This window comes from Candidatus Shapirobacteria bacterium (genome assembly GCA_041659325.1).
Taxonomy (GTDB): domain Bacteria; phylum Patescibacteriota; class Microgenomatia; order UBA12405; family UBA12405; genus JBAZYN01.
Genome location: JBAZYN010000001.1, coordinates 548,701 through 573,898 on the forward strand (window position 1 = coordinate 548,701; position 25,198 = coordinate 573,898).

The window sequence follows — 25,198 nt, forward strand, 5'->3', positions numbered from 1 at the left end:
CCCCGCTAGTTCGTCATTACGATCCGCCAACTGGCGGAGTGGCAATCATTACAAGACTTAGTTAGTCAAGTTGTTTCAGAATTACTTCTCCCGACGTAACGTCGGGATCGCAATGACGGGTTTTAAGGTTTCTTCCACCCTGCCCACTTACACTCCGGATATTTCGAGCAGCCATAAAATTTCTTGCCGCTCCGGGTTCTCTTTATTACCACCGGCGCCCCACACGTCGGACAGTCAAATCCGGCCACTTCCTGATACTGTTTAGTATACCTACACTCCGGAAACCGGCTACAAGAAATAAACTTCCCGAATTTCCCCAGTCTAATAACCAGCTCCCCCTCCTTACACTCCGGACATTTTTCCCCCAATTTTTCCGTCTCCACCTTCACTCTCTCTGCCCCGGCTTCGGCTATTTTTACATCCTTCTCAAATCTGTTCCAAAATGTTTTCATCATTTTTTTCCAATCCAATTTTCCCGCCGCAATTTTGTCCAAATTACCCTCCATGTCAGCCGTAAACGGCAACGACAAAACTTCAGAAAAATTCCTTACCAAAAATTCATTGGCCGCCTTGCCCAATGCTGTTGGGATAAATTTCCCCTCATCCTTTTCCACATACTGTCGAATCTGAATAGTCGAGATAATCGGCGCATAAGTACTTGGTCGCCCGATTCCCTGTTTTTCCAGGCTCGATACCAAACTTGCCTCGGTATATCTTGGCGGTGGGTTAGTTTCCGACTCCTCAAACCATATCTTTGTAGCCGAAATCATCTCTCCTTCTTTTAAAGCCGGCAATATCTGATCTTCAAATTTCTCTCCATTAATCTTCAAAAACCCATCAAAAATCATCCTTACTCCTTTTGACTGAAACAGACCGCCTCCGTCTCGCAGATTAACCACCGTACTTCCTGTTATCGCCGCTGCCCCCTGTGTTGCCACTGCCCGTTTCCAAATCATTTGGTATAGTCTATTCTCCCTCGGGTCTGCATCCGCCAGTTCTGTCCTATTTACGTCTGTCGGCCTGATAGCCTCATGCGCCTCCTGGGCATTCTTGGCCGTATTTTTATAGTACCTGATCTTTGCCGATATATACTTTTCTCCGTATGTTTTGCCGATATATTTTCTGAAATCATTTATCGTTTTTTCGGCAATATAGACCGAATCAGTCCGATGGTATGTTATAAAGCCTCTTTCAAACAATCTTTGCGCCACACTCATTGTCGTTTTCCCTGGCCATCCAAACCTCCTGGCCGCTGCCTGTTGAAGTTTTGATGTTGTAAAAGCCGGCAGCGGCGTTCTGTTAATTTCTTTCTCTGTTACTTTCTCGACCACCATTTGGTTTGATAGGTCATTCACGAATTTCGTCACCTTCTGCCTATCCTCAAAAATCGACTTGGTAAAAGAATAAACCCCGTCAAATAGTTTGATCTTTTCCGTTTTAAACGCCGACTTTTCTTCCACCTTTATCAGATCAGCGTCAAACTTTTCCCTCCCCTTTTTCAATTCCGCCAATACCTTAAAAAACACTTCTTTTTTAAATGCCTCAATCTCTTTTTCCCTTTCGCACACCAGTCTCACCGCCACCGACTGCACCCGCCCACCGGACAAACCTCTCCTTACTTTTCTCCACAAAACCGGAGATAAAGTATAACCCACCACCCGGTCAAGAATCCTTCTCCCCTGCTGCGCGTTTACCAAATCCATATCCACCGCCCGTGCTTTTCCCATCGCATCAGAAATTGCGTCCTTAGTAATTTCATGAAATGTTATTCTGCTGATATCAAGCTTCTTTCCCACTTTCAAACTTTCAGACTTTCCCACTTTCAGACTTTTAGACTTTAAGACTTTTGACTCATCTGGATGCGTCAGCAACCACTCCACATGCCACGATATTGCTTCCCCTTCCCGATCCGGATCTGTCGCCAACAATACTCTTTTAACTCTGGCCGCAGTTCTAATAAGGTCCTCTACCACATTTTTTTTCTTGGGATCGATCTTGTAATCCGGCTCAAAACCGTGTTTAATATCCACCGACATCTTATTCCCCGGCAAATCTCTCAAATGACCCACGGTCGCAATCACCTCAAAATCTTTTCCCAAATATTTCCCTATAGTTTTCGCTTTCGTCGGCGATTCCACTACCAATAAACTCTTGTCTCCCATGTTTATAAAATTTATTTACTAAATTACTAATTACAGACTTGCCTGCCGGTAGGCAGGTTACCAGTTACTGATTACAGATTACCAGTTACCGGTTACAGATTACCATTTACCAATTACTGATTACCAGTTACAAGTCTATATATTATCACCACCTGTCAAGCTTTCACTACCATCTTACCCTCGGCAAGCATACAGTTTCTCCGGTCGCCAACGATAGCACCACCCTGGACTCTTCTCCGGGCTGAATACCCTCTAAGCTACTTCTATACAACTCCGACGCCCTCCCATCCCCCGCAATTAGAGAGTTAGAATTCCGAATCTCTTTCCCCCGTCCATCGGTTCTCATCACAGTCATCGACCACCCCAATCCCGGGATACCATCAACAATTCCCAATGCCATTCTCGTCACCACCTGTCGCGCAAAACTAGTTACTTTGGTAATTCTTTCCTCCATATCATCCGCCGCTACCTTCGGAATCCCCTCATAAGCTATCGTACTTCGCCAATAACCCGTTGGCCTATTTTCTTTGGAACTTGGTCCTTCAGCCCCCCTTTCTCCTGATAACATTGACCACTACTTTACTACAATCCTTCTAAATCTTCAATCCCCGTTACAATATTCGCCCCGTTTTTAATCAGATAATTTGGCGCTGCCGAATTGGTATCTGTCATTCTCCCTGGCACTGCCCATACCTCCCGCCCCTGCTCCGCCGCCAGCCTTGCTGTTACCAAAGTTCCGCTTCTTTTCGACCCCTCAATTACCACTACCCCCCTCGAGATTCCGGAAATTATTCTGTTTCTTGCCAAAAATTTTTCCGGGGCCGGCAATACTCCGTTTGCATATTCTGAAACTATCAACCCTCCACTAGCCAAAATCAATTCATAAAGCCACTTATTCGACCTCGGGCTAACCACGTCCACTCCCGAAGCCAAAACCGCAATTGTTTTCCCGCCCCTCTCAGTACAAACCCTTTGCACTTGAGCATCTACCCCAAAGGCCATCCCCGACACTACCACAATCCCGGTTCTGACCAGTTCCGGAACTAGCTTTTCCACCACTTCTTTCCCGTATTCACTGATATTTCTGCTCCCCACCACCGCCAGGGCTTTCTTTTCTCTTAGCAACTCCGTATTCCCAAGACAATACAGTCTATCGGGGCAATCCGGTATCTGCCGCAGTAAATACGGAAAACTGTCACTATCTTTACAAATTACTTTTATTTCCACTCCTAAATCATATACTAACGTCATTGCGATCCGCCAACTGGCGGAGTGGCAATCTTTTCTAGTCCTCCCTTCTTCAAGGGAGGGAATTAAAGGGTGGGTTTTAATTTAATTAAAATTACAGATTACAGATTACAGACCTGCCTGCCGGTTTACCCGCCGTGGTGGGCAGGCAGGTTACAAATTACATTTTTATCCCCGGTGTTGGTGTCCCATATCTTGGCACCACCGTTTCCGGTTCCTCAAACCATTCTTTCAAAATATCCCCCACAATCGGCGCCGCCACATCAGACCCTTCCCCGCCTCTCTCCACCACAACCGTAATAGATATTTGTGGCTCATCAACTGGTGCAAAAGCAGTCAGCCAGGCATGTGTTTCTTTACTCCCGTCACCCACTTCCGCCGTCCCTGTCTTACAGGCAATCTCAGTCTTAAAGTTAAAAAGCGGCCACGCTGTCCCTCCACTTTTACAGGCTTCTTTCATTCCCCCAACTACTAACTTTATCGTCTCTTTCTTTATCCCCAAACTTTCGCACTCCGCTTTCCCGTTCCGAATCAAGGTCATTTTACACTTCACCCCCCCATTGGCTACCACATTCGTCATCTGGTTCACCTGAAGAGGTGTCACACTCAAATCTCCCTGTCCGATGGCCAAATGATAAGTATTTCCCAAAAACCACTTCTCCCCCTTATTTTCAATTTTCCATTTTTCATCCGGTAAAATCCCGCTAATTTCCCCCGGTAACTCCACCCCCGCTTTTTTTCCAAAACCAAATTTATCCGCCCAGGTCACAATTCTCTCCAGTCCCATTCTCTCCCCCAATCTATAAAAAAATATATCATTAGATCTCTTCAGGGCTTTTACAATATTCACCATCCCATCTGTCCCGCCGCTTTTGTTCCACAGCCAATTCGAATAGGAATATTCACCCACCTTTATCACCCCGGTATCCTCGATCAGAGTATTGCCATCAATTACACCCGTTTCCAGTCCGCCGGTTGCCATCGTCAGTTTAAACACCGAACCCGGATGATATCTTGCCGCCACCGCCCTGTTCAGAAGCGGCAAATCTACCTTATCGTCCAGATAATTATTAATCGCTACATTATCCTGCTGAAATGAAAACACATTGGGGTCAAACCCGGGACTGGAAACCATGCTGACTATTTCTCCGTTTTGGGGGTTGCTGATTATTACCACCGCCTTTTTCCCTTCAAGCATTTTATAAATCTTTTCCTGCCAGTAAGCATCCAAACTTAAGGTAATTTTTTCCCCTATTTCCGGCTCCTGTCTCCCTAGCTCTCTGATATATTTCCCCTTTGCATCTACTTCTATCAACCGTTTACCGTCCACCCCCCGAAGATCACAATCAAAATACTCTTCAGTTCCTCCCCGTCCCAACACACTTCCAAATCCCAACCGCTCTTTGCACTTATCCGTATTTATTTCCTTTTCATTTACTTGCCCCACATATCCGGTAATAAAAGACATCGATTCCCCATATGGGTATTGCCGCTTTAACTCATATGCCAAATCTTTACCCTCAAACCGATAGCCCAAAAAGTCCCCCTGGTCATCATAAACCCTGTTTCCGTCAACCATTTTAAAGTATTGATAAAAACTTTTCGCCACCACCCTGTCTTTCCGGTCGACTATCAATCCCCTTCCGGCCGGGATTACCGTTTCAAAAATTCGGTTTTCCCTGGATAAACTATAGTAATATTTGTGTCTGATAATCGACAAATTGCAAAATCCGACAAACAATATCCCAAAGCTCAAAAACAGACCTACTTTCAAACCCCAATACCGCAAATTACCCTCGGTTTCCATCATTCCCTATATCCCGAAACCAGTCTAACCTGACCGAGTAATTCTCTGTTTTCTATCAATGCCCCGCATCCAAAAATGACCGACATACCCGGATCCTCTGTCACCCGGGTTACTATTTTAGTCTCTTTTTCAATCTCTCTATCCAGACCTTTCAGCTTCGCTCCGCTCCCCACCAAAATAATTCCTCTTTTCAAAATATCATCCATCAGCTCCGGCGGAGTTTCGTCCAACACCGTTTTCACCATCTTAACAATTTTTCCCACCTCAAGTCCCACCGCCTCCTGAATTTCCGAAGCACTTAGTTTAATACTCCGGGGCAGACCAGACTCCAGATCGCGACCCCTCACCAAAGAGTGGCTCCCTCCCTCACCATCAAAAATCCTTCCCGATTCAATTTTCACCCGTTCCGCCGTACCCGGACCAATCAGCACCCCATATTTCATCCTTACATAATTCACAATATTATTATCCAATTCTATCCCCGCTACTTTACTCGCCCGGGTCAGCACGACCCCACCCATCGATACCAAACTTACTTCCGTTTTTCCTCCGCCAATGTCCACCACCAGCAACCCCGACGATTTATTAACCGGCATCCCCGCCCCAATTGCCGCCAAAATCGATTCCTCCACCAACATTACCTGGGCCGCCCCCGCCGCCAAAAAAATGGTCTTTACTGCCCGTTTCTGAACATCGGTCACAAAACCCGGGACTCCCACCAATACCTTGGGTTTCAAAAACTTAGGATATTTACTGGGTATTTCATAAACCAACCGTAGATAGTAAGTAATCATATCTTCTGCCGACTCCATATCCGAAATTATCCCGTTTTTTATCGGGTTAACAACTTCGATATGGATAGGCTCACGGTTAACCATTTCTTTTGCCTTTGTCCCAAAAGCAATTGGCCGCAGATTAGACAATTTTGGCGCCGACAACCCGGTCCATCTTTTCTTTTTTGGTCGGGCCACCATGGCCGGCTCATCCACCACCACCCCCCGCTCTCGAAGATAAATCAAAACATTACTGCTGCCCAGGTCAACCCCAATATCCCACCTAAACGGCGCCAAAATTTTGTCCACAAAACCTCCAAAATCAAAAAGACTGATCACATCAAATTATAGCAAGATACCGTTATACTATACCTATGAAATTAATACCCAGGGCAATTATTTTTTGCTACCTCCTGCTTTTCTTTTTCACCCCCCTGATTTTCACCTCCTTTAATTCAGAGCTGTTCGAATTACCCAAAACTTACTTTGTTTTTGCCATTACTATACTTGTTCTTTCCCTTCATTTAATCAATCATTTTGTCAACGCCACTCCCCTCTATCGCCGCAGCTTCCTGGACATCCCTTTTGCACTATTTCTACTCTCCCAAGCCATTTCCACCATTATTTCCATCGATCCCCACACCTCTCTTTGGGGCTATTATTCCCGAATGAACGGCGGGCTTTTATCCACCGTCTCATATCTCACCCTTTTCTGGGTTTTCAATGTTTACCTCACCGATTCTCTAAAAAACAAGCTAGTCCACACTGCCCTGATTTCCGGATTAATAGTCTCTGTGTACGGAATTTTGCAGCATTTCGGTATCGACAAACACCTCTGGATTCAGGATGTCCAAAACCGGGTTTTCTCCACCCTCGGCCAACCAAATTGGTTGGCCGCCTATCTTTGTATCCTTATCCCTTTTGCCATTTTGAAATTTCTTAATTCCAAATCAAAGTTACAGTTTACTGTTTACAGTTTACTGATTACCGTTTTTTATCTGTGTCTCCTTTTTACCAAATCCAAATCAGGTATTCTTGCCGCCATCATCACCATCTCTCTCTTTCTTATTATCTATTCCCAAAAAACAAAAAAAATTCTATTACCGATTATCGTTTCCGGCTTAGTGATTATTTTTCTTTTTACCGTCAACAATCCCATTCAAAATCGCCTTTCCCCCTCCTCCCCCCAAACTCCCTCAGCCCTGTCAGAGGTTACCGCCGACACTAATATTACTGCCTCAGAAGATATCAGAAAAATTGTCTGGCAAGGTGCCTTTGACCTCTGGAAACGTTTCCCCGTCCTTGGCACCGGAGTAGAAACTTTTGCCTATTCTTATTACTGGACCAGGCCGACCTCTCATAATCTCACCTCCGAGTGGGACTTTCTCTACAACAAAGCCCACAACGAATATTTAAACTACCTCGCTACTACCGGCGCTCTAGGCTTACTTGCCTACCTCCTCATCATTTTCACCGTTCTCAAAAAATTAATCCCTAATCACCAATCCGATATAGAAAACCTGGCTATCCTCTCCGGCTTCTCCGCCATTTTGATCACCAATGCCGCCGGTTTTACCGTCGTTGTCTCATCTTTATTTTTCTTCCTTCTTCCCGCCCTCATCAAAATCCCGCCACAGGTTATTACTCCAAAAGCCAAACTAAAAGATAATTTTTTTACCATTCCCCTTGTCATTTTTACCCTAATCTGTGGCAGCTATCTTTTCAACACCATTACCGCCTATTATCTAGCCGATATCGCCTTCGCCCAATCCGAAAATACCGATGCCGACCAAGAGCCTCAAACTGCCTATGACTACATCGGCGCCGCCATTAAATTTCGACCCACCGAGCCCTTGTACCAAAGCAAGATGTCTACCATCGCCGTCAAACTCGCTTCCATCGACAAACAATCGCAAGACAACAACATCAAGATCGCCCTGGCCGCTTCTGACAAATCCGTTGCCGATTCTCCGGCCAATGTTAACTTTTGGAAAGAACGAGCCCAAATGTTTATTTACCTGTCCACCATCGATTCAAAATATTTTACCGACTCCATCGAGTCCCTTCTCTCCGCCTCCCGTCTTGCTCCCACCGATGCCAAAATTTTTTATCTTATCGGTCGTTTTTATCTTACTGCCGGCCAAACTCCAGAGGCCCTTTTGTACTTTCAAAAAGCCATCGACCAAAAACCAAACTATGATTTTGCCTATTTTGATATGGGGAAAATTTATTTGGATCAGAAAGACTATCAAAAAGCCAAAGAATCATTTGAAACCACCCTAAAAATCGCCCCAAAAAACACCGACGCCCAAAATTACCTTGATCAAATCAACCTCCTTGACTAGAACTTAGCCATTGTTTACAATCTCACCAATTATGGCACCAGAACGACGATGTCGCGGAAATAGAATGACCTGGGGACTCGATTGCAAAAGATGTATTCACCTTGAAAAAGACCCAATAACCGGTGAGATCAAATACCCCGACGATTGTCATCATGGTAAAGAACGTTTCCGCATACCACCGGAAAGTACTTTCCGCGAATCTGGTACGAGCGGAGGTGATAGCCCAGATAGAGGTGGCTCCACGGAGTTTCCAGTTTCACCTCGCCGAGGAAGAGGAGATTAACCAATTTCCCCTTCCACCACCTTCCTCACCTCCCACACCACCATTTCCTTGTTTACTTCTTTATAAAATTTCCCTCCTTCCTCCAAAATCCTGTCCACAAACAACACCCCGTTTAGATGATCCAGTTCATGCTGGAAAACAATGGCTTCAAATCCCGACATATCTTTTTTCCTTTTCACCAACTTTTCCCCTATCAGTTCCTCCCAGGAAGCGGTAATTTTTAAAAATCTTTTTACCGTTCCGTAATAATCCGGAAAAGACAAACATCCCTCCAAAAAATCCTCATCCTTTCCCCCTTCAACCTTTATCTTGGGGTAAACCTTCTCCCCAAAAACCACCTCAATTTCGGGATTAATAAACACCTCCACCTCCTTTGTTTTTACGTCCTTCAATCCAAAAAATCTCCTGTCCAAGCCTATTTGCGTCGCCGCCAATCCCGCTCCATTAGCGCTTGCCGACAAAACTTTTTTCAGCTCCGACACATCCCCCTTCAAACTCCCGTCCACTTTTTCAATTCTCGGAGTTGTCTGCCTCAGCACTTCAGCCGGATAGATCACAATTTTCTTCACAGGCTATTTTATCAAATTTTTTCCCGAACTCAGGTTATAATTCTCTTATGAAAATAGTATTCTTTGGTTCATCGGAGTATTCACTACTCATTCTAAAGTGTCTTCAAAAAATCCAGGGTTTTGACGTTTCCGCAGTAGTTACCAAGCCGGACAAAGCCACCGGCAGGGACAAGCAAATCACCCCCAATCCCGTCTCCCGGTTTTGTGCAGACAATCATCTCCCCCTACTTCAGCCCGAAGCTTTTGACGACCAATTTTCCGATACCTTTCGGTCGCTTAAACCCGATTTGGGCCTATGTGTCGCCTATGGTCCGCCCTACTTCTCCCAAGAGTTGATTGACATTCCCAAGTACAAAATTGTCAACATCCACCCCTCTCCTTTACCAAAATACCGGGGAGCAACACCCGGACCATGGCAAATAATTAACAACGAAACCAAAAGCGCTGTCACCTTTTTCCAAATCGATATTCTCCCCGATCACGGCCCTGTCATTACCCAAATCCCCTTCACTATTTCACCAGACGAGACATCCTCTTCGTTTTACCAAAAAGCCTTCAACCTCGCCGCTGATAGTCTGGAAACTGTTCTCACCTCCTATATCCAAAATCCTCAATCACTGTTGCCTCAAGACCACTCAAAAAAATCTTATTTCCCCAAACTCTCAAAAGAATCCGCAAAAATAGACTGGTCTTGGAACATCAACAAAATAGAGCACTTCATCCGTGCCCTCGACCCCTGGCCTATCGCCTGGACCGAGGTAACCAATTCCAAAAACCAGATTTTAAAAATGAAAATCTTTTCCTCGACTTTTGACTTTCGACTTTCGACTTTAAGACTCGGTACAGTCCAGATAGAAGGCAAAAAACCGATCCCCTGGGCCGAGGTAAAAGACTACTACCGGATTATCAAATAGTCAGTTGTCATATTACCTTAGGTTAGGGTATATATGTCATAATTACCATGGTTTTTTCCCAAAAAAATAGGTCATACGATATCAAAACACGGTCGAAAGATTGGCCAATTTCATCAAATCATCATTTACAAATATTTTTATTTTTTGAATATAAATATCATCTATTATGCCTATAGACAGGCATAAATAATTTTGACATCTTAATCATTTTCTGTCTTAATTTTAACAAGGAGGAAAAATATGGCAACCAAAAAAAAAGTAGTCAAAAAAACCGTCAAGAAACCGGTCAAGAAAAAAGTAAAAAAAGCAGCTGCAAAAAAGAAAAAGAAATAGTTGTAAGCTGAAACCAAAAAACAAAAACGGTACTTAAACGAGTGCCGTTTTTTGTATTTCTTTCTTCAATCTCTTCAGGCACTTAGCACAAAATTTCCCGCTAATCTTCTCCCCGTCCACCGACATTGTCACCTTGTGGATATTGGCCATAAAGGTCCGCCTGGTTCTGTTTTGAGCGTGAGAACGGTTCCTGCCGATCTTTGTTCCCTTACTACACAAACTACATGTACGCATGGGTTATACTATATCAAAGTTTATGAAAATTTAATACATGGCAAATATCGTCTCTTTTATAGCTCTAATCATCGCCATTACCATCCACGAATTCTCCCACGCCTTTATGGCCGACCGTCTCGGCGATCCCACCCCCCGATCCCATGGTAGGTTATCACTCAACCCTCTAAATCATCTCGATCCGATAGGGACTTTAATGATGCTCGTCGCCCATTTCGGCTGGGGTAAGCCGGTCCCCATTGATGCCTATAATTTCAGTCATCCCAAAAGAGACGAAATGCTCGTCGCCCTCGCCGGCCCCGCCAGCAATCTGATTCTGGCCTCCATCCTGGCTATTGTTTACAACGCCACCGGTAGTTCGGTTGTCTACATTATTGCTCTGATTAATATTTACCTAGCTATTTTTAATCTTCTCCCCGTTCCTCCCCTCGATGGTTCCAAAATATTTCTCAATCTCCTCCCTCAGGATAAATCCGTTGAGTGGCAAGAAGCTTTCGACAGATACGGCATATTTTTGTTAGTCGCCCTGATTTTTCTGCCCGTTGGTGGGTCAAACTTAATTAGTCTAATCATCTCCCCCATCGTCGGCTTCATCTCCAAGGTGCTATTTATTCGCTAGCCGAAAACAAAATTACTTTTTCTTCTTTTCCAAAGCCTCGTCATCCAACAACTGGTTGAGGGTCATCACCATTTTGGTAATCTCTTTTGTTCTATACCCATGTACCTGCGCCCCTTGCTCCAAAGTCTCCTCTCCCGCCGCCATACATCCCACACAATGAAAGTTATAATCCTCGACCAGTACCCGCGCTAATTTTGGATATTTTTCCAGTAACTCCCCAATTAGCATCGACTTATCAATTTTTTGTTTTGTCTTCATAACTTCTTATTTTACACCACAAATTACGTTATACTCAGCTATTAAACATTAAGACTTCAAATATGGACTTTCAAAAAATGGTTGATCGGGCAAACCAAATCTTAAATTATTATGCCGAATCCGACAAAAAAAGGCTCGGCCACGAATGGCCACGGGGTGAATATATGAAAGCTTTATTTGGCGACATGGGCGCTCTGGCCAAATTAACCATGGCAAAAGACGGTCTGCGTGACATAGAAGATGTAGACATCAAACTCTCCCGGGAATTCGCCGATGTACTTTGCGGCCTTATTTTTTTAGCCGGTAAATATGAAGTTGATCTCGAAAAAGCCTTTTATGAAGGCATGGATGAGTTGGAACGAAGAGCCACTACCAGTGCCGGTGTCACCGGACTAACCAAGACTGATGCCAAATATGGAAAATTTGATCGATAAAAATGGTATAATGAGCTGTCCTGCCAGAAGCAATTCTTTGAGAGGGTGTTTTTTCTAGCTAACCTTCAAAAATGGATGGCGCGTTCTTTAAGAGCTTTGCTCTTAGGGATAGCCTTCCACCACGTTTTTTAGCGTGGAAAAGCCGCTATCGAAGTAAACTTTTGGCGGGATTTTTTATATTCCGATTTCCTTTTTGATCCGTTCCAGTATCAGGGGCAGGCTCTTTCTGTTATTCTCTGCCTCCTTGGAAATTGTCTCCGAAAATTTATTCCGGTACTTCTTTTCGTTATTCAGGTAATTAAGAAAAAATTTCGTTATCTCCCCGTTTTTCTCTTTCACCCACCCTAGTTTCTTGTGAAGCACAATTTCTATATTCCCATCTTCCTGCCCGCCTATATGAGTTATCGCCACAAACGGTTTGGCCATTGCCACTACATCAAACAAAAAATTCGGCCCCGCCTTGCCAAACACAATATCACACCCCGACAACACCTCGGCCATATTGTCAATCCAACCCAAATTCTTTATCTCCACCAGGTTATCTTTGCGGTACCTTTCCAATAGTCTCATGTATTCGGCCACCAAATTAAAACCCAGTTTATCCGTCCCCGAATTAAACACCAATCCCACCTTTTTCTTCACAAAAACCAAAGCCGGCAAAATCTTTACCAGCGAATTTGTCCCCAAACTCCCCCCACCCACAAAAATCACCGGCCGATCGTCGGTAAATCCGAGTTTTCCTTTGGCCTCCATCCGGTCATATTTTTTATACATTGCCTCCCTCACCCACCAACCCGTCATCATTATGTTATCCGGCAAAATTCCATACCTCAATGCCTTTTTCCAACCTACCTCATCATAAACCAAATGTAAGTCCGCTCCGGGAACAAAAGATACGGGGTTAATTGACCACGGATCGGCTACCACCGTCCACAGTTTAAACTTTTGATTTTTATCGCCCTCTTTCAACTTTGCCAAAGAATGACTATGAAAAAAATATGCGCTGATTATCAAATCCGGTTTGTATTTGTTGACCACCTTTTTCAGTCTCGGCACACTGGTCAGCGATACTCTTTCCGTCAGCTCTCTCAATCTATCAAACTCCATCAATTTATATGCAATCCTATTGGTTGTGGGCGAAAATCTATACAAAAATGTATACACATCATTGGCTATCCCCGTTTCCGCCTTTACCTCCTCATAAAGAACCTCAAAATTTTCATCCGTTTCCTTATCTTTAAGATACCCATATATTGCCTTGGCAATCGATCTGTGCCCCCACGGCATCTGATCAGTTATGACCAAAATTTTCTTTTTTGCACTTGACATACAATCTATATTTTAACCTATTACCCCTCAAAACACTCTGATATAATAATCCCACTAGCTCCTGCTTTTTCGCCCTCCTAGCTCAATGGTAGAGCGACGGTTTTGTAAACCGCTGATTGGGGTCCGATTCCCCGGGAGGGCTCCTAAAAACTCGACACCATAACCACACCCCATCCTCAAGCCTCAGCCCACAATCCCCACAGACGAAAAGCTCTCGCCTTAATTGGTAGGTGGAATAAATTGTGACTCGGTCAAAAACCTAAAATAGCTAGTATTCCCCTTAATAACGTTTTGAATGACCTGATTACCCACCAACACCATATCATAACCATCAATTGGCAATGAAATCCCGTTTAAAAATCTCCCCGGCTCGGCATTTATATCAACCCATGGTTTTGCTATCGTCGGATGCCCGCTGGCATCAGCCAAAACCCATCGGGTATAACCCTTGGTTCCTTTAGTTACAATCTCCAAAAGATTCCCGCGGCGATCGACATAGGTTGCATAGCTGTCATAAGGCCCACCTCCGACAGGCAGGCTCAAAGTTTCCACAATCCAACGAACACCTGTATTACTCCAATCAGGAGACCCGTCAGCCTTCGGCGGAACAACCCGATAATGTTTCGAGTTTCCCCTAAAAAATATCTGCCAAAGATGCCCGTTACTTTCCTTAAAAGTCGACGCCGTACTCACCGGACCTGTTCCCGAAGTAAAAACCGAACCCACATCATTGGCAAACCAGGGTATCGTTATGTTATTCCAATCCGGATTACCCGAACCGTCATTTTTGGAAGCAACTGCCCGGCTGTACCCCACCGTCCCTTTCATTAGAGTCTGCCAAAAACTGCCCGAATAGTCAACAAAAGTCGTATATGCATCAAAGGGTGGAGAAACATTCGGAACCATCCCATTCATTGTAATCTGCGACCACGGAGTCAAATCAGGAGTTACTATCACCGTCGGCAAAGGTATCGGAGTATCGGTAGGACTTCTCGTTGGTAATGCTATAGGGGTATTGGTAGTTTTTGGTGGCGGTGTGATTGGAGTAACCGTAGGAACTCTGGTCGGTGGAGGAGGTGTATTTGTAGAAATTGCCACTGAAGAAATTGGCGTATTAAAGAACAACACTCTGTTCCAGGTGTGGTCAAGAACTACTAAGTTCCCGTCTTTATCAAACGACGGGCTAGAAAGCTGTGAACCGGGTATCGGAATCACCCTCGAAGCATCAACCCTACAAGGTTGTGAGCATGCCGGTAAAGGGTTGTCAAAAAGATAACTTCTCTTTTGATAATCATTCCCATAACCATCCGTCACCATCACCATTTTATTGTCCCGCGAAAACGCCACCCCGATAGGTGTATATGGAATACTTCCCGAAGACTTGTAGTCATTTTTATGCGTAAAATCTGACCCTCCATAAACCCTTTTCGGCACTCTTTCTCCTTGGGCAAAAAATACTTTGTTCGGATCAGGAATCAAAGTCTCCCGGTCAAACTCTAGCAAACGGTTATTACTGCACTGCCACCCCTCTCTGCTCCCATCAACTACATACAAATTTTGAAAATTATCAAAATACAACCCCCCCAAGGTACCAAAACCATCCGCCACCATGTTAGGGCAGTAATGCCAATTAGGGTTAGATTGATCATCATCATTATCCACTCCTCTGTTTGCCAGATATGAATCATTATTCGGCTGTCCAATCACCATATCTACTACCGGCGAAGAAAGTGGGTGATTTATCCTTAATATCCGATGGTTCATCGCATCAGAAATCCACAAAGCATCATTCCCATTTGCTCCGTCATAGGCTATCCCTACAATCCACCCCCTAACCTTGATCCTCCCTCCGGTTTTCAACGGCAAACCGGCTCCGTACCTACTTATATCGATTGTTGCAAACGGGCTCGCCTGTGACTGTACCGGCCCGTTAAACACGTATATTTTCCCCTCCGTCCCCGCCATCCAAATCCTATTACTGCTGTCCTTGGTTATAGCAATATTTTCCCGATTGCCGGTCACCGTTGACATATCTCTCTCGAACAACACTCCATCCGCCGTCGAACCGGAACCTTTCTGGCCATAATCATTCCAAAACAGTACTCGCGACCTATCCGAAACAAACATCTGGTTCTGACCATTTGAATAATTAACTAAAAGAGATTGAATTGGATCACGGAAACCGGCGCCGGAAATAAAATTCGGGCTCCCCTGTGATTTAATAATCCGTTTATCAAACTGATTGTCTACTATCCCTGTTCGTGTAAATCTTTTTATGTCCTGCTGGCCTAAATCGGAAAAGAAAAAATTACCATCACTATCTATTCCTGTCCCCTCCGGGTGATAAAGCCCTTTGCTAACAGTCCGAACAATCTGCCAACTTCCGGAAACTTTTTTAAACTGCTGAATTTTGTCCAACTTGCTGTTACTTAACCAAAACGTATCCTGTGGAGAGAAAGGATCCATTTCCAAAGCTGTTATCCTTCTAAAGTAAAACGGGTAGTACTTGTTCGACTTAGTCGCATCATCCCAATCACCGGACAAAACTTCGGCCGCCGCCATACCATTGGTAAAATTCGGACCATTAAATATCAAGACCCTAAACAATGCCTCTCCGTTAGGCCAATCAATTACAAACAGTTGGTTTGTAGTCGAGTTGTACCGTACTGCTTTTGGCCGACATAGACTATTAGTCGGAGGATTCACCCCTTTTCCGGAAGAACACCCACTACCTAGTCCACTAGAAAAATCTGATTGGCCAATCACCAAGTTAGCTTCAGACGAATTTGGCGGAAAACGGAGCACTCGGTGGTTAGCGATATCTGTCACCCAAACATTCCCCTGCGGGTCAACATCTATTCCTCCTCCCAAATTATTACCACTAGAAACAGTCGACAAATTAAGCCCCTTATTGCTGATTGCTCCACCCCTGTTAGCCTCTCTGGCAGCAAAATCAGCCTGGCCCCAAACCTGATCTGCCACCAAATTGTTTGAAATCGGGTCATTAAATTTCAATACCCTATTATTATATTTATCAAACACATACAAATTATGGCTATTATCGACCGATAAAGACATTGTCTCCGGTGTCTCCATTAGTGATATCGCCATCGGGTACGGCTGCAAACACAAAGAAGATGCCGAGGCCGGTCGTCTCTCTGTGTTGTCACCGTTACAAGTCCCGTGATATTTATCGGTTTGTCCGATAACCACATCCGCCTCTCTGTTTTCATCAATAGAACAACTCGAACCAGGGCAATCTAGGTTATTAGTACACCTGTTCTGATTATTTGCACATTTCCCAAGTGCCGAAAACCCCAGGATCCTGCTATTACCACTATCTACAATATAAAGCCTGTTGGGAGAAATACTCCTGTCAACCAAAACTCCCTGTGGATGAAAAGCTCTATTCCCCACTGTCTGGTTGGGGGTGGTCTGAGTAAAGTCCAACTGACCAAAAACTTTATCGGCCACGAAATCACCGGCAGCCGCCACCCGGCTGGCAGTTGCCACTCCACCCTTTTGGGAATCTGCCGTTATCCCTGTAGATGAACCGCTATTAACCCGTGTAGAACTGTATGATCGGTTAGACCTGGATCGGCTAAAAAAACTCCCCCAAGGAGACGTATTGTTTACCCCGATCGCCGCTTCTGATTTCAAAACGCGCCTTTCCGATAAGCTCTGAAGCACCATGGCTAAGGCAAGAGACATCACAAAAAACAAAATAGCAAATCTAAAATTTTTTCGACCAATTTTTTTGTGAAAAACCATTTTCTATCTCCTATCTCGCCTTTTAAACTACTAATACTAGATAAATAATATTTCCTTCATACTAAAAGTCAAGCCCAGATATCACCCTATCTTTGCAACTTCTTCTGCCACCACCTTTGGCAATTCAAAGCTCGACACATCCAAAAATCCCCTCACAATCATCCCCGAGGCTTCTTTCTCACTTAATCCCCGAGTCTGTAAATATTCAATTTGATCTCTCGAAATCCGTCCGATTGATGCCTCATGGGTCATCTCCAAATCCGCCAATCTTGCCTCAATTTCGGGAATCGCCACAATCAATCCCTTTTCTGAAGTCATCAAGCCGTTGCATTCCAAATGAGCCCTGATCCCGCTAGCATTCCCCACTAACTTTCCTCTGTTATAGATTGATGCATTGTCACAGACTATTTTACTCACAATCTCCCCGCTCGAATTCTCTCCATTAAGTTCAATCCGCGCTCCGGTATCAATCACACTCCCCGGATGTCCAAAAATCACGCTATTAAATACCGCCCGGCTGTCTTTCCCCTCCAGTATACATTTGGGATACATTTGAATATCAGAAACCGGGTTCAAACACACGTAATTAGACACAAAGCTTCCCCCCTGTGCCACCTTTATTACCGTCCGCGGTCTCACCACCGCTGTTTTATCCCAATTATGAATCATGGTAAACACCACCTTCGCATTTTTCCCCACATATATTTCCGTAATTCCCAAATGTTTCGCCCCCTCAACTTTCTCGCCTGTCAGGCACCCGGTCACCACCCTCAGCTCAGAATTGTCCTCGGCTACGATAATGTTATGGATTTTCTGGACAAATTTACTCCGGCTAACATACAAACAAGTCTGCACCGGCAACTTTGACTTAACTCCTTTTTTTGTTTTTATAAAATAGCCATTATGAAGATCCCCAAAAACATCCCGGGTGTATTCATCTTTTTGCGGATCAATAAGTTGCCACCAATAATCCTTTGCCAATCCGTCTTCAATTGCCCTGCTAATGTTGGCCACCGTCACTCCTTCCTGTTTTGAAAAGCCACACTTCAGTTCCTCATTTTCCACCATCAATGTTCCGGAGACATCATCTTTTTCCAAGTCAATTCCTGTCTGCATTATTTTATTCATGTCTTTCTATTTAAACAATTTATACAACCCTGATATCCTTTTCGGGTAATCGATTTAAACACTTCTCTTGGATCTCCCGAGCAATAAATCATTCCGTCCATCATCACATATGCCCTATCCGCTTTCAAATAATTTAAAATCGATCCGTTATGGGTTACCACCAGGGCGCTCTTCCCTCCCGAGACCAAGCTTTTGATATGTTTAGATAACTTCTCGATACTCTCGATATCCACCCCCGAATCAGGTTCATCAAATAAATACAAACTTGCTTTTTGCAGCGACAGTTGAAATAGTTCAGATCTCTTTATCTCCCCTCCCGACAAATTATCGTTCACACCCCTGGCCAAAAATTTCTCCATTTTCAACTTTTTAACCATCTTGTCAACCAACACCGGATCCGTATTAAAAGTTCCTACCAAACTTTTCAGATTAAGCCCTTTTATCTTTGGTGGTCTTTGAAACATCAGCACCACCCCCATCTTTGCCCTACCCTCAATTGACAAATCCTGAATTTCAACCCCGTTCAGTTCTATCTTTCCCGAAAGCTCCTCGGGTTTTCTTAACCCCATGATAGTCCTCAAGAGCGTCGTTTTCCCGCTGCCGTTTGGTCCAAAAACCACCACAATCTCCCCATCCCCCACTTCCAGATCAACCCCTCTCAATGCTTCTTTATCTTCAATCCGGACCAAAAGATTACTGATTTTAAGCATAAATATATTATAAACCCAAAATCAAAACTATTTTTCACAAATTCACCCGACACTTTGATAAAATAGGAGCGCGGGCCTGTAGCGTAGTTGGTAGCGCGTCCCCATGGCATGGGGAAGGTCAGGGGTTCGAGTCCCCTCAGGTCCACCCGTACACACCATTTCTTCGCCTGGATAGCTCAGTTGGTAGAGCATCCCCTTGGTAAGGGGAAGGTCAAGGATTCGAGCTCCTTTCCAGGCTCCGAGTGATAAAAAAGATCCCCCCCATCCTTTTTCTTGCCGTAATTTTCTATTTCGTCTTCATTTACAAAACCCCGCCTTCTTCTACACCCACATCTCCGCTTATTTCCCCACCCAACCCTACTGTCACCGACACCCCTGTTTCGGAAATCTCCCTTAAATCACATACCCTTCGCTATCATTACCGTCAAATCAAAAACACCGAAATAATCACTCTCATTCCCAATTTTCAAGAGCAACAAAGTTCCGATCAGATTATTGAAAAGAATAAATGTTTATTTGGCATCAACGGTGGCTTTTATTTACCCGAAAACAAACCTCTTGGTCTTTTTGAAATCGGGGAAACCGTCCTCGGCAAATATAGCTCCAGTCGCACCTTCAATGGCTTTCTTCGCCAATCACTCGACTACTATCTATCTATAGTAGACTACGGCACTCTTTTAAACTTCAGCAGCCCCTCTAGATTTATCCTTCAGTCAGGGCCTTTGTATCACCTAAGCCAATCTCCAAAGATAAATTTTTCCGATCCAAAACCTGCCCGCCGCCATCTTATCGCCCAGGATTCAAACAAAAACTTCTTTATCTTTTCTGTTTTCGGCACTGAAAGTAGCTACGACGGTCCCACCCTTAACGAAATTTATGAATTCTTTGAGCACCCGGATATAAAAAAAATTGCCGATTTCACCATTGCCCTAAATCTTGACGGCGGTTCCGCCTCTGCCTTTTACGACCAAAGCCAAAATATTCACGTCAGGGAAATCAAACCCATCGGCAGCTTCCTTTGCGGCTTTTAACGTCATTGCGAGGAGCTTTCCAGGCGACGCGGCAATCATTACGCCCCCGTCATTGCGAGCGAAACGCGGCAATCTCGCGCCATCCGTCATTGCGAGCGTAGCGTGGCAATCTCGCGCCATCCGTCATTGCGAGCGTAGCGTGGCAATCTTTACAGGATCTGACTATACAAATCTCTCCACTCCGGGTTAAAGCTATTGATTAAATCTAATTTCTTCTTTCTTGATCCGCTCTTTATTTGTTTTTCTCTTTGTAAAGCCAAGGTTATATCTTCAAAAAATTCGAAATAGACTAATTTATTAACCTCATATTTCTTTGTAAACCCATCATCTAGTTTTTCTTTATGTTCATAGACTCTTCTGACTAAATTATTGGTTATTCCTGTATATAAAATTCGACGATTATGGTTTGTCAAAATATAAACAGCTGAGTAAAGTCTCATTTGTTAAAGATTGCCACAGTCAATCCTTCCTTCGCAATGACGAATAAATCAACCATGATTCAAATCAACCAACTTTGTCCGTCCTTGGGTTATAATCCACAGTATCGGAGGGTGGGCAGGACGGTAATGCGCTAGTCTTGAAAACTAGTGGGAGCAATCCCTAACAGGTTCGACCCCTGTATCCTCCGCAGCGTAATGCCGACAAAGTCGGCAAACGCTGCTGAAACGTTTGAATTATGAAGTAATTCATTGCGTCCCACCTATATCGTACCGGTTTTGGCTAGTGATAAAATTGTGTAATGGAACCGAAACTTTTTGTAGCCACAAAAGCGTTTATCAACTATCAGGGTAAAATCCTGATTCTAAGGGAATCAGATAAATATCAGGACGGATCGAATGCCAGTAAATATGATGTGGTTGGCGGAAGGATAATACCCGGACAGAATTTTTTAGAAAGTTTGTTAAGAGAGATTGAAGAAGAAACCAAACTTAAAGTTTCGGTTAAAACCCCTTTTTATGTCGGAGAATGGCGACCGGTAGTAAAGGGCGAACAATGGCAAATTGTTGGCACTTTTTTTGAATGTCTATCTGATAGCGACAAGGTCGAACTGAGTGAAGATCATGATGACTATAAATGGATTGATCCAAAAGAATATTTAAGCTATCCTATCATCGAAAATTTGCAGCCGGCGTTTGAGAAATATATTGAATATTTAAAAAATAGGTTCTGACTGCGTCAGTGGTTCGGCATAAGTATGGATATTCAAAAATTTGCTCAAAAAGGTATAGTAATAAACGATAATAAAGAGATTCTTTTTATTAAATACTCGAGTAGTAAATACGTTTCAGAAAAATTGACGGGTAAATTCGCATTACCAGGGGGAAGAATAGAGTTCGGAGAAACCCCAAATAAATCAATAATCAGGGAGGTAGAAGAGGAAACCGGTATTAAATGTAAACCCGGTATTCCAATCTACTGTTGGAATTGGGAATACCAAAAAGATAGCGATAGAATTCAAGTTAATGCGGTGGCTAGAGTATGTAAATATGTTAGTGGTCGTTTGTCGCAGCCTAAGGAAGAAGAGGAATTAACTATTGAAGGGTGCTATTGGAAAGCGAAAGAAATAGTTCTAGACTTGGATGTTGTATGGGACGAAATTCCAGCATTAAAGTTATTTATAGACAACTACAATTTTTATTTGAAGTGTTTAGAAGAAAATAGGTTCTAACTTCGTGTTCGACAAGCTCATTACAGGTCAATGGTTCGTCACAAGATTCTGCTACATTGTTATAATCAACCATGATTAGATTGGTTTATTTTGACTTTGGAGGAGTATTAGTAAATTACGATCGGGTATTTCAAAAGGTTTGTTGTGACTTTAATTTAAACTTCGATGAATTTTTGAAATTCTATAATCAATTTGACCCAGATTTGAATGTTGGAAAGATAAAAACAGAAGAATTTTGGAGAAAATGTGTTGATAACTTTGGCCTTAAAAATATTGATAATTATAGTTTAGCTAAAGCATGGGTATCAGATTACGACATTATTGAACCGATAAACAAAATGGTTTATTTTTTGGAAAATAAATTTGAAATAGGAATAATTTCAAATATTAACTCAGGTATTTGGGAAGCGGCAGTTGAAGATAAATGGGTACCAAATATTAAATATAAAATAGTTTTATTATCTTACAAAATAGGAGTGGTAAAACCAAATGATAAAATTTACAAGATGGCTCAACAAGAATCTGGAGTAGAACCAAATGAAATTCTGTTTATTGATGATAAAGAAGAAAATTTAAAGATACCAAGAGGTATGGGATGGAAAACAGTCCTATTTGATATGAATCAAGCAGAAAAAGGAATTGAAGAAATTAAGGCATTTTTAAAATAAGTTATCGAGACAGTTTCTTATCAGACTCACCTGCTCCGCAGCGTAATGCCGACAAAGTCGGCAAACGCTGCTGAAACGTTTTAATTACGAAGTAATTCATTACGTCTCGCCAAATGTTGTGACAGTTGATGTTGATTGTATAATTGGCTATGTACAAATCTTTTACCAAATCAGATTTTGAGAAAATTTTAGGGCTGCCAAATGATTATCATGTGAACGGAGTTTTGTCGTGTGGACATTATGATTTTGAAAAGCAGATTGCACGATTAGAAAAATCATTAACTGATATAAAAATTTCTTACCAAATAGTTAGACAAACTGGATATCTGCAAAATACCCCCGAGGTAAGAATTGGAGAAAAAATTTATTGGTTTACCGTCGTATATGGTGGGGTTACATTAAGCGAATATTTACATTTTGCCTGTACTTTTGGGTCAAAGAAGAATATTCATATCGGTAGTTGTGGTGGCCTATACCCAGAAATGAATTCCGTAGATTACTTGATTCCGACCTTTTCTTTCGGCAACGAATCAAGCACTAGATTTTATGACCGAGACGACACCGACAACATTCACTATCCAAATAACGAATTGAATCAAAAAATAAAATCAAAACTAAAAGGAGAAAAAATCTGGGAGGGACCAATGATGACTTGTGGAGCGATGTTGGCAGAAACCAAGGAAGACGTAGAAAAATGGTCAAAAGAGGGATATTTCGGGGTAGAAATGGAAACTAGTACGGTGTTTGCCGTGTCAAATCATTTCAAAGTTCCATCAGCGTCACTTGTTTATGTAACCGATAATTTAATTAAAGGTCAAGTAGTTGGCGATGAAAGCCACACCCAACAAAAAGAGTTTCGTTATCAAAAAGCTCAAAAAATGTTTGACGTAGCAGTTAGTGTTTTACTTGAATAATAAAATTCTAACTTCGTAATTCGACAGGCTCACAATAAATCAATGTTTCCGTGACAATCAAAATTGACTGTATAATTTGGTATGAGTGACAACCAGGAAATTGAAATTAAGATTCAAATCGAGAGTAACATTAACTTATTTTCCTTTCTCGAAAAAGAAGCCAAGTTTATTGGTGAAAAACATCAAATCGATAAGTATTTCACCCCGGCACACAAAAATTTTATTGAACCAAGACCAGTAAAAGAATGGCTAAGATTAAGAGATTCATCGGGCAAGTTTTCTATAAACTATAAAAATTGGCATTACGACACATTTGGAAAAAGCAATTATTGCAATGAGTATGAAACTCCAATAGAAAGTCTCCAACAACTGGAGAAAATTTTCGATGTGCTGGATATAAAAGAAGTAGTTACAGTAGATAAGGTTAGAAAACTATATTTATATCAAGAATACGAAATTGCTATTGATTCAGTTAAAAATTTAGGAGATTTTGTAGAAATTGAGTTTAAGGGAAATGTAAATGGTCGTGACCCGGCAGAAATCACAAACGAGATGGTGACATTTTTGAAAAAAATTGATTGCGGCAAAATATCTAGAAATTTTGTTGGTTACCCCTTTCAACTTTTATTCCCCGAAGAAGTTGTGTTTGAAGAACAATAAACTTCATAAAACAGGTTTTAACTGCATCAACGGATCGCCATGATCTCCTTTCAATTTTTCTCCCCACATCCACCCCCCACCCTCAAACAATTTTGTATAATAGACCAATACAATTTTGGCTTAATATATAAAAATGAAAATTCCTCAAAACCCCATAAAATACCTCCTCGGCCTTTTAATCGTTATCACCCTCCGGCTTCTCCCCCATCCCCCAAATGTCGAGCCCATCATGTCAACCATGATGCCTTTTTCTAAAAAATGGGGCTGGTTTTCGGGTATGTTTTTTTGTTTTTTGGCTATCTTAACCTATGATCTTCTCACCGGCACTCTGGGTGTCTGGTCCCTGGTCACTTCCGCCACCTACGCTCTATTGGGCATTCTTGCCAGTCTCTATTTGAAAAATAAGGAAAACAAAAGTAAATACTACATCGGTTTTTCGGTCGTCGCCACCCTTTTATACGACGCCATCACCGGCATTGGTATCGGTACATTGTTTTTCCATCAGCCATTTATGACCACTCTCGTCGGCCAAATTCCATTTACTTTGTATCACCTTGCCGGAAATATTGTTCTCTCCGGTCTAATCTCGCCCATGCTTTACAAATGGGTAATCTCAAATCCAAAGCTTGAAACCCGGCAAATCCTAAACCGTTTGGCTTCAGTTTCCCCATAGATCACTCGATGTTATAATCCCACTATGGTAGAAAAAGCCAATGTGTTTGTGGTTGATGATGACCCTTCCCAGCAAAAGACTATCCGTCGTTTACTCGAAAGCGCCGGACACCATGTCGCGGCTTCGGCACAATCCCTTTCGGAAGCTTTAGCTATAGTTCCACAACTCCGTGACTTAGGTGTTCAGGTTGCCACCCTCGATGGTTCACTGTATGGAGTAAGAACCGCCGGCCAGCTCGTTTTAGCCGCCATTAAAAAACAGGCCCCCGAAGTAAAAACTATCGGCCTATCAGGTAATAGATTCCCCACAGACACAAACATTAGAGTAGACATAGATCTTACAAAAGATTTTACTGACGAAATAGCGGAAACAATCACCAGGCTTTAACATTCTCCCGAAATTACTTTTACTGTTTTTGTTATCATAAGCCATAATTAGAAGTTACCCTTACCCCCACATTGTCCAAAAACAAAATCCCCTATCTTGATCTCATCCGGACTGCAGCTATTATCGCCGTCATTTTTATCCATGTCTCCACCCCCTCTGCCTATCAATTCAACCAAATCAGCCGCTTTGACTGGTGGTTAGCCATCATCCTTGATTCTCTTTCCCGCTTTGCCGTCCCCTCTTTTCTTATGATTACCGGGCTACTGCTTCTCGACCCAA

Annotated in this window: 25 protein-coding genes and 4 tRNA genes; 17 read left to right on the forward strand and 12 right to left on the reverse strand. The window is 42.9% G+C overall.

What is annotated here, in order from left to right; genetic code table 11:
• Positions 1-122: 122 nt before the first annotated feature.
• The 5 genes from topA to WC841_03005 form a co-directional block, all read right to left on the reverse strand.
• A complete protein-coding gene (gene topA, locus WC841_02985) occupies positions 123-2,162 on the reverse strand; it encodes a type I DNA topoisomerase (protein MFA5828299.1) in 2,040 nt (679 codons plus the stop codon).
• A 166-nt stretch (positions 2,163-2,328) separates the two neighbouring features.
• Positions 2,329-2,730 carry a hypothetical protein gene (locus WC841_02990; GenBank protein MFA5828300.1) on the reverse strand — a complete coding sequence of 134 codons (402 nt, stop codon included), beginning with the start codon at positions 2,728-2,730 and terminating at the stop codon, positions 2,329-2,331.
• 14 nt (positions 2,731-2,744) lie between these two features.
• Positions 2,745-3,389, reverse strand: coding sequence for a DNA-processing protein DprA (gene dprA / locus WC841_02995; protein MFA5828301.1), 645 nt, complete (start codon positions 3,387-3,389; stop codon positions 2,745-2,747).
• Between the two features lie 181 nt (positions 3,390-3,570).
• Positions 3,571-5,184: a penicillin-binding transpeptidase domain-containing protein gene (locus WC841_03000; GenBank protein ID MFA5828302.1), complete on the reverse strand. Its 1,614-nt coding sequence runs from the start codon at positions 5,182-5,184 to the stop codon at positions 3,571-3,573.
• 32 nt (positions 5,185-5,216) lie between these two features.
• Positions 5,217-6,329, reverse strand: a complete 1,113-nt coding sequence (locus WC841_03005) for a rod shape-determining protein (protein MFA5828303.1) — start codon at positions 6,327-6,329, stop codon at positions 5,217-5,219.
• A 35-nt stretch (positions 6,330-6,364) separates the two neighbouring features.
• On the opposite strand from WC841_03005, the gene WC841_03010 reads away from it, so the two are divergent.
• Positions 6,365-8,335 (forward strand): O-antigen ligase family protein, encoded by a 1,971-nt coding sequence (locus WC841_03010; protein ID MFA5828304.1) that lies wholly within the window; start codon positions 6,365-6,367, stop codon positions 8,333-8,335.
• A gap of 279 nt (positions 8,336-8,614) precedes the next feature.
• Here the strand turns inward: WC841_03010 and def are convergent, their stop codons facing one another.
• Positions 8,615-9,187 carry a peptide deformylase gene (gene def, locus WC841_03015; protein ID MFA5828305.1) on the reverse strand — a complete coding sequence of 191 codons (573 nt, stop codon included), beginning with the start codon at positions 9,185-9,187 and terminating at the stop codon, positions 8,615-8,617.
• 47 nt (positions 9,188-9,234) lie between these two features.
• Between def and WC841_03020 the strand changes: the two genes are divergently transcribed.
• Together WC841_03020 and WC841_03025 are read left to right on the forward strand one after the other, a co-directional pair.
• Positions 9,235-10,101: a methionyl-tRNA formyltransferase gene (locus tag WC841_03020; protein MFA5828306.1), complete on the forward strand. Its 867-nt coding sequence runs from the start codon at positions 9,235-9,237 to the stop codon at positions 10,099-10,101.
• A 604-nt stretch (positions 10,102-10,705) separates the two neighbouring features.
• Positions 10,706-11,287, forward strand: coding sequence for a site-2 protease family protein (locus tag WC841_03025; protein ID MFA5828307.1), 582 nt, complete (start codon positions 10,706-10,708; stop codon positions 11,285-11,287).
• Positions 11,288-11,299: 12 nt separating this feature from the next.
• Here the strand turns inward: WC841_03025 and WC841_03030 are convergent, their stop codons facing one another.
• The gene (locus tag WC841_03030) at positions 11,300-11,545 is read right to left on the reverse strand and encodes a DUF1858 domain-containing protein (protein MFA5828308.1); all 246 of its coding nucleotides are present in this window, start codon (positions 11,543-11,545) and stop codon (positions 11,300-11,302) included.
• Between the two features lie 62 nt (positions 11,546-11,607).
• On the opposite strand from WC841_03030, the gene WC841_03035 reads away from it, so the two are divergent.
• Positions 11,608-11,979, forward strand: a complete 372-nt coding sequence (locus WC841_03035; GenBank protein ID MFA5828309.1) for a nucleotide pyrophosphohydrolase — start codon at positions 11,608-11,610, stop codon at positions 11,977-11,979.
• A 174-nt stretch (positions 11,980-12,153) separates the two neighbouring features.
• Here WC841_03035 and WC841_03040 read toward each other — a convergent pair whose 3' ends face one another.
• On the reverse strand, positions 12,154-13,308 hold the full coding sequence (locus WC841_03040) for a glycosyltransferase (GenBank protein MFA5828310.1): 1,155 nt from the start codon (positions 13,306-13,308) through the stop codon (positions 12,154-12,156).
• 71 nt (positions 13,309-13,379) lie between these two features.
• Between WC841_03040 and WC841_03045 the strand changes: the two genes are divergently transcribed.
• Positions 13,380-13,450, forward strand: a tRNA-Thr gene (locus WC841_03045).
• Between the two features lie 77 nt (positions 13,451-13,527).
• Here WC841_03045 and WC841_03050 read toward each other — a convergent pair.
• The 3 genes from WC841_03050 to WC841_03060 all read right to left on the reverse strand — a co-directional run bounded on the left by WC841_03050 (position 13,528) and on the right by WC841_03060 (position 18,917).
• Positions 13,528-17,079: a hypothetical protein gene (locus WC841_03050; GenBank protein MFA5828311.1), complete on the reverse strand. Its 3,552-nt coding sequence runs from the start codon at positions 17,077-17,079 to the stop codon at positions 13,528-13,530.
• 81 nt (positions 17,080-17,160) lie between these two features.
• Positions 17,161-18,207 (reverse strand): SufD family Fe-S cluster assembly protein, encoded by a 1,047-nt coding sequence (locus WC841_03055; protein MFA5828312.1) that lies wholly within the window; start codon positions 18,205-18,207, stop codon positions 17,161-17,163.
• A complete protein-coding gene (locus tag WC841_03060; protein MFA5828313.1) occupies positions 18,204-18,917 on the reverse strand; it encodes an ABC transporter ATP-binding protein in 714 nt (237 codons plus the stop codon). Before WC841_03060 ends, WC841_03055 begins: the two co-directional genes overlap by 4 nt.
• Positions 18,918-18,989: 72 nt before the next feature.
• Here WC841_03060 and WC841_03065 point away from each other — a divergent pair.
• The 3 genes from WC841_03065 (at position 18,990) to WC841_03075 (ending at position 19,948) form a co-directional block, all read left to right on the forward strand.
• Positions 18,990-19,062, forward strand: a tRNA-Ala gene (locus tag WC841_03065).
• 20 nt (positions 19,063-19,082) lie between these two features.
• Positions 19,083-19,155 (forward strand) — tRNA-Thr (locus WC841_03070).
• Positions 19,156-19,159: 4 nt separating this feature from the next.
• Positions 19,160-19,948 carry a phosphodiester glycosidase family protein gene (locus tag WC841_03075; GenBank protein MFA5828314.1) on the forward strand — a complete coding sequence of 263 codons (789 nt, stop codon included), beginning with the start codon at positions 19,160-19,162 and terminating at the stop codon, positions 19,946-19,948.
• A gap of 149 nt (positions 19,949-20,097) precedes the next feature.
• Here the strand turns inward: WC841_03075 and WC841_03080 are convergent, their stop codons facing one another.
• On the reverse strand, positions 20,098-20,388 hold the full coding sequence (locus WC841_03080) for a GIY-YIG nuclease family protein (protein MFA5828315.1): 291 nt from the start codon (positions 20,386-20,388) through the stop codon (positions 20,098-20,100).
• 106 nt (positions 20,389-20,494) lie between these two features.
• Here WC841_03080 and WC841_03085 point away from each other — a divergent pair.
• The 9 genes from WC841_03085 to WC841_03125 all read left to right on the forward strand — a co-directional run.
• Positions 20,495-20,576, forward strand: a tRNA-Ser gene (locus tag WC841_03085).
• Positions 20,577-20,687: 111 nt separating this feature from the next.
• The gene (locus WC841_03090) at positions 20,688-21,119 is read left to right on the forward strand and encodes an NUDIX domain-containing protein (GenBank protein MFA5828316.1); all 432 of its coding nucleotides are present in this window, start codon (positions 20,688-20,690) and stop codon (positions 21,117-21,119) included.
• Positions 21,120-21,143: 24 nt separating this feature from the next.
• On the forward strand, positions 21,144-21,617 hold the full coding sequence (locus WC841_03095; GenBank protein MFA5828317.1) for an NUDIX domain-containing protein: 474 nt from the start codon (positions 21,144-21,146) through the stop codon (positions 21,615-21,617).
• A gap of 71 nt (positions 21,618-21,688) precedes the next feature.
• Entirely contained in the window at positions 21,689-22,285 is a 597-nt protein-coding gene (locus WC841_03100) for an HAD family phosphatase (protein MFA5828318.1), read from the forward strand.
• A 149-nt stretch (positions 22,286-22,434) separates the two neighbouring features.
• Positions 22,435-23,199, forward strand: coding sequence for a hypothetical protein (locus WC841_03105; protein MFA5828319.1), 765 nt, complete (start codon positions 22,435-22,437; stop codon positions 23,197-23,199).
• 81 nt (positions 23,200-23,280) lie between these two features.
• Positions 23,281-23,859 carry a class IV adenylate cyclase gene (gene cyaB, locus WC841_03110; protein ID MFA5828320.1) on the forward strand — a complete coding sequence of 193 codons (579 nt, stop codon included), beginning with the start codon at positions 23,281-23,283 and terminating at the stop codon, positions 23,857-23,859.
• A gap of 133 nt (positions 23,860-23,992) precedes the next feature.
• A complete protein-coding gene (locus WC841_03115) occupies positions 23,993-24,532 on the forward strand; it encodes a DUF6580 family putative transport protein (protein ID MFA5828321.1) in 540 nt (179 codons plus the stop codon).
• Positions 24,533-24,556: 24 nt separating this feature from the next.
• Positions 24,557-24,919, forward strand: coding sequence for a response regulator (locus tag WC841_03120; GenBank protein MFA5828322.1), 363 nt, complete (start codon positions 24,557-24,559; stop codon positions 24,917-24,919).
• 71 nt (positions 24,920-24,990) lie between these two features.
• On the forward strand, positions 24,991-25,198 hold a 208-nt coding region (locus WC841_03125), incomplete at its 3' end, for an acyltransferase family protein (protein ID MFA5828323.1).

Coding starts and splice junctions, on each gene's coding strand:
- topA (MFA5828299.1), bottom strand. CDS start 2,162: ATGGGAGACAAGAGTTTATTGGTAGTGGAATCGCCGACGAAAGCGAAA.
- WC841_02990 (MFA5828300.1), bottom strand. CDS start 2,730: ATGTTATCAGGAGAAAGGGGGGCTGAAGGACCAAGTTCCAAAGAAAAT.
- WC841_03010 (MFA5828304.1), top strand. CDS start 6,365: ATGAAATTAATACCCAGGGCAATTATTTTTTGCTACCTCCTGCTTTTC.
- WC841_03020 (MFA5828306.1), top strand. CDS start 9,235: ATGAAAATAGTATTCTTTGGTTCATCGGAGTATTCACTACTCATTCTA.
- WC841_03025 (MFA5828307.1), top strand. CDS start 10,706: ATGGCAAATATCGTCTCTTTTATAGCTCTAATCATCGCCATTACCATC.
- WC841_03030 (MFA5828308.1), bottom strand. CDS start 11,545: ATGAAGACAAAACAAAAAATTGATAAGTCGATGCTAATTGGGGAGTTA.
- WC841_03035 (MFA5828309.1), top strand. CDS start 11,608: ATGGACTTTCAAAAAATGGTTGATCGGGCAAACCAAATCTTAAATTAT.
- WC841_03040 (MFA5828310.1), bottom strand. CDS start 13,308: ATGTCAAGTGCAAAAAAGAAAATTTTGGTCATAACTGATCAGATGCCG.
- WC841_03050 (MFA5828311.1), bottom strand. CDS start 17,079: ATGGTTTTTCACAAAAAAATTGGTCGAAAAAATTTTAGATTTGCTATT.
- WC841_03055 (MFA5828312.1), bottom strand. CDS start 18,207: ATGAATAAAATAATGCAGACAGGAATTGACTTGGAAAAAGATGATGTC.
- WC841_03060 (MFA5828313.1), bottom strand. CDS start 18,917: ATGCTTAAAATCAGTAATCTTTTGGTCCGGATTGAAGATAAAGAAGCA.
- WC841_03080 (MFA5828315.1), bottom strand. CDS start 20,388: ATGAGACTTTACTCAGCTGTTTATATTTTGACAAACCATAATCGTCGA.
- WC841_03090 (MFA5828316.1), top strand. CDS start 20,688: ATGGAACCGAAACTTTTTGTAGCCACAAAAGCGTTTATCAACTATCAG.
- WC841_03095 (MFA5828317.1), top strand. CDS start 21,144: ATGGATATTCAAAAATTTGCTCAAAAAGGTATAGTAATAAACGATAAT.
- WC841_03100 (MFA5828318.1), top strand. CDS start 21,689: ATGATTAGATTGGTTTATTTTGACTTTGGAGGAGTATTAGTAAATTAC.
- WC841_03105 (MFA5828319.1), top strand. CDS start 22,435: ATGTACAAATCTTTTACCAAATCAGATTTTGAGAAAATTTTAGGGCTG.
- cyaB (MFA5828320.1), top strand. CDS start 23,281: ATGAGTGACAACCAGGAAATTGAAATTAAGATTCAAATCGAGAGTAAC.
- WC841_03115 (MFA5828321.1), top strand. CDS start 23,993: ATGAAAATTCCTCAAAACCCCATAAAATACCTCCTCGGCCTTTTAATC.
- WC841_03120 (MFA5828322.1), top strand. CDS start 24,557: ATGGTAGAAAAAGCCAATGTGTTTGTGGTTGATGATGACCCTTCCCAG.